3 protein-coding genes and 1 pseudogene are annotated in these 4,066 nt (G+C 68.9%); 2 read left to right on the forward strand and 2 right to left on the reverse strand.

Annotated elements, in window-relative coordinates:
* Positions 1 to 1,488: hypothetical protein (locus tag VAE53_RS11900; protein ID WP_322819586.1), on the forward strand; the 1,488-nt coding region annotated here is incomplete at its 5' end.
* A 63-nt stretch (positions 1,489 to 1,551) separates the two neighbouring features.
* Complete coding sequence (locus tag VAE53_RS11905; RefSeq protein WP_322819587.1) at positions 1,552 to 2,286, forward strand: hypothetical protein; 735 nt, start codon at positions 1,552 to 1,554, stop codon at positions 2,284 to 2,286.
* Between the two features lie 24 nt (positions 2,287 to 2,310).
* Here VAE53_RS11905 and VAE53_RS11910 read toward each other — a convergent pair whose 3' ends face one another.
* Together VAE53_RS11910 and VAE53_RS11915 are read right to left on the reverse strand one after the other, a co-directional pair.
* Positions 2,311 to 3,231, reverse strand: a complete 921-nt coding sequence (locus tag VAE53_RS11910; RefSeq protein WP_322819588.1) for a CAP domain-containing protein — start codon at positions 3,229 to 3,231, stop codon at positions 2,311 to 2,313.
* 244 nt (positions 3,232 to 3,475) lie between these two features.
* Positions 3,476 to 4,066: pseudogene (locus VAE53_RS11915) on the reverse strand (hypothetical protein); the annotation flags it as partial.

Genomic DNA, 4,066 nt, shown 5'->3' on the forward strand with positions numbered 1-4,066 from the left:
CGCCTCCGCGGCGACCGCGATTACCGCTCCGACCCGCCCGAAATGCCATCCGCCGTCGTCACCTTCCTCATGCAAAACGAACCAGTTCGCAACAGCTACAGCCCCCGAGTCACCAACGGCTCCTCCGGCTTCTTCGTCCCCGACGACCCGACCGACTTCTCGCCCAACCTCAACCCCCACACCAAAGTCCCCACCGTCCTCGGCTCCGCCACCAAGCCGCGCATGTACAGCCAGCCCTCCGATGGCCAGGGCCAGGCCACCATCGCCACCTACGGCGACTTCAACCTCACCTTCGAGGAATGCCCAGCCAACCCCATCACCGCCAACCCCCACTGCGAGCCCGAACAAATCGTCGGCCGCAGCCGCTACTACGCCGTCGCCGAATACCCCGAGCCCACCACCCGCGGCAAATACCCCGCCGTCGCCTCCAACATCGCCGAAACCACCTGGCGCTGGGCCGGCTACAAACGCGTCACCGTCGTCAACGGCGAATCGGCCCAGTTCAAATACGTCGTCGCCCACCTCAAAGACCGCGATGGCTTCTGCGATGCCGCCAACTACAACAACGTCCTCGGCATCCCCATCCGCTTCGAAATCGATGCCGGCTCCGGAATCATCCTCGAATCCGCCGACCAACCCGTCGAAATCAACGGCACCCGACGCTTCGCCACCGCCACCACCTACGATACCGTCGACCCCCTCGGCAACCCTATCGCCACCGCCATCGCCAAGCCGGTCATCCAAAGCGACGAATGCCAAGCCTGGATCAAGGTCACCAACAGCCTCCTCCAACCCACCAACGTCATCGTCACCTTCCCAGCACTCCCAGCCCCCATCCCCGGTGACATCACCATCTCCGCCTTCAGCTGCACCGGCCAAGAATCCATCACCATCACCAATCGGGGCACCAAACCCGTCAACCTCGCCGGCTTCGGCCTCCGCAGCCCCGGTGGCCAAGTCGGCATCGCCGAACACCTCGACCTCTCCGGCCTCCTCGCACCCGGCGAAAGCAAAACCTTCCTCGGCGGCCCCGGCGCCACCGCCCGCGGCTGGCTCGGCAGCACCGGCGACCGCATCCTCGGCGCCGGCGACTACGTCTCACTCACCTGGAACGACTACGAACTCGCCACCGCCCACTGCAGCACCGGGCAAATCGTCGAGCCCTTCATCCCGCCCGTCCTCCCGCCCGACCCCGAAGGCAGCATCGTCCTCGATGTCGTCATCCCGTTCGGCACCGAAACCGAAGTCGCCCTCACCCCCGGCTGGAACCTGGTGCCGACCGGCCGAGGCACCGTCGCCGTCGGTTCCGCCCTCGGCGACAACCAAGCAAAAGTCGCCATCGTCTACGCTTGGGACGCCGAAAACCAGCAGTGGCTCCGCTACATCCCCGGCGCGCCCGATGGCGTCAACACCCTCACCCAACTCGGCGACGGCCGAGCCGTTTGGATCTACGTCAACGAACCGTTTACGTTGACCCTGCCCCGCTGATGACCCTGTCGGTCGTCTGCCGTACCTTGAAAGCGGCCGTCAGACCCGAATCAGGATGAGCCCATGATCTGCCTCCGAGGCGCGCTCCTCGCCGCCCTCTCCGCTGGCGCCATCGCCCTCGCCGCCACCACCACCGCCCTCGCCCAGTTCGACCCACCGTCCACCATCTTCGGATCCGTCACCGACTCCGAAGGCCCCGTCCCAGCCGGCCTCCCCGTCGAGGCCTACATCGGCGAAACCCTCTGCGGAAAAGACGGCAAAACCGAATACACCGGCGAAGGCAGCTCCCGCGTCACCGTCTACGTCGTCGACGTCGTCGCCAACTCCCAGATCGCCGGCTGCGGCCGACCAGGCGCCGAAGTCCGCATCAAAATCGGCGACCGTTTCGCGCCCCAAAGCGCCCGCTGGCAAGCCGGCCCAGTCCAACTCGACGTCACCTTCGGGAGCGCCACCCCCGCGCCCATCCCCACCTTCACCCCAACCCCAACGCGCACCCCCGCCCCCGCCGCCACCCAGACTCCCCGCCCCGGCAGCACGGCCACCAACGGCAGCCCCGTCGCAACCATCCCCCCCGGCTCCCCCGGAGCCGGTTCCCCCATCACCGGCGGCGGTGTCACCAGCGCCACACCGGGCCGCCAATCCACATCCTCCAACGACGACGGCGGATTCCCCATCTGGGGCGTCATCGTCCTGGTCCTCGGCGCAATCGCCGCCGTCGGCGGAGGAGCCGGCTACGTCCTCGCCCGCAATCGACAGTCCGACACCGACGACTTCCCGCCCGACGACCCCCTCCCCTGACGGGCCCAGCCTGGCACCCCCAGCTCAGCCCAAAAAGATCATCGTGAAATAGTGGCGGCCCTGCCCGTCCGTCACCTCGCCGACCCCGATCCGGCTGAAGTCCCCAGCCAACAGATTCGCCCGGTGCGTCGGGCTATTCATCAGGCCCTCCAGCGCCACCCCAACCGCCTGACCCGCCGGATAATTGTTCATCGCCAAGTTCTCACCCGCCCACGCATAGCTCCCGAAGCCGAAGTAGGCCAGCAGCTCCACGTACATCGAGTACCCATACGGATCCACATGGCCGAAGTACCCCTGATCGACCAACTGCTGCGACCGCGTTCGCGCCACCTTCGTCAGCCCCGCATCCAGAACGTACGGCGCGAGCCCCACCTTCGCTCGCTCCGCATTGATCCGCTCGAATAGCTCCAGCTCCAGCGCCGTCGCTGGCCCGGACGACACCTGCGGCACGTAAAAGTTCGGCTTGGCTGGCGCCGAGGAGCCCGCACTCTGCGCAGGCGTCGCCGGAGGTTGGACCGGTGCCACCGCATCCGCTGGGCGCGAAGCCGGCACCGAATCTGGCCGTTGCAACGCGAGCTGGCCCGCCGGCGTGCCGCCCTCCCCAGCCGCACCCTCGCCAGCAGCCGGCGCTACCCACGGCCCGAACGCACCCAAAGCCCGCGCAAAATCCGCCGGCAACGTCCCCGGCCCAGGGTCGCTCGCACGCCCCACCTCCGCGACCGGAGCGCCACCATCCAACGGAACCCCCAAGTCCTCCCACATCGACCCCGGCCAAACCACTCCCACGTCGAATGCCGGCCCCGACTCGGCTCGCTCCACCACCGCCCGCGGCGCAATCCGCCCCGCATCCGAGGCCAGCACATCGAAGCCGATCCCCAGGCCCGCCCCAGCCAGCAACGCCGCCACATAGAGCGGAAACGCCCGCCCCGGGCGCCACTCCCGCACCCACGCGCCCACCCCCCTCGGGTGCCCAAACGCCGAAACAGCCATCGCGAACCCCGCCGGAGACCCTGCCTGCGGCGGTTGCCCGCCAGGTCTCGCTTGGGGGTTCGACCCTCCTCACCATCGCCCGCATGGCTACACAGAGAACACCCCGGTAACGGCTTGGGAGCGCCGTTACCCACTGTCCCCCTAGGGGAAGTCCCTACCCCTGCTCGGTGTCCGTCCGGTGGCCCCCGTCACCCCGCGTTCACTCGCAACCGCGCTGTCCGACACGGATCAGCGGCCCGACCGAGACGTCGTACTCCACCCACACCTCTCGCCAACCCGGTTGCAGCGGATAGCTGCGGCTCACATCCACGAACCAGTTGCTGTTCGTCCCGTGGCCCAGGTCGGCAGGAAACGGCGGAAAGCAGATCACCCGCGCCGGCGAAGGCCCGCACTTCCCTTCTTGGAGCGTCAGGTCGCAATCCCTCAACCCGCTCGGCCGCGGTGGCAACGGCGTCGGCGTCGGCGTCGGCAATACCGGCGTCGGCGTCGGTGGCAACGGCGTCGGCGTCGCCGTCGGCGCCAGCGTCGGCGTCGCCGTCGGCGAGCCGCCAGGTGTCGGCGTGCCGGGCCCCACCGTGCCCGTCGGGCTCGCTCCTGGCGTCACCGTACCCGCCACGGTCGCGCTCACCGATGGCGTCGCTGCCCCTGTACCCGTCGCGCGCGGCGAAGCCGTGCCCGTCACCGAACCAACCGGCACCACCGCTCCCGGCGTCAGCGTCCGCGTCGCCGCGTCCGGCGCAGCGCCGGGCGAACTTCCTCCTCCCCCGCCGCCCCGCCCAATGGCCACCGC

The organism is Tepidiforma sp., from assembly GCF_034432735.1.
GTDB lineage: Bacteria > Chloroflexota > Dehalococcoidia > Tepidiformales > Tepidiformaceae > Tepidiforma.

Bases quoted from the DNA above. Each gene is read 5' to 3' on its own strand.
- VAE53_RS11905 (WP_322819587.1), top strand. From the start codon at position 1,552: ATGATCTGCCTCCGAGGCGCGCTCCTCGCCGCCCTCTCCGCTGGCGCC.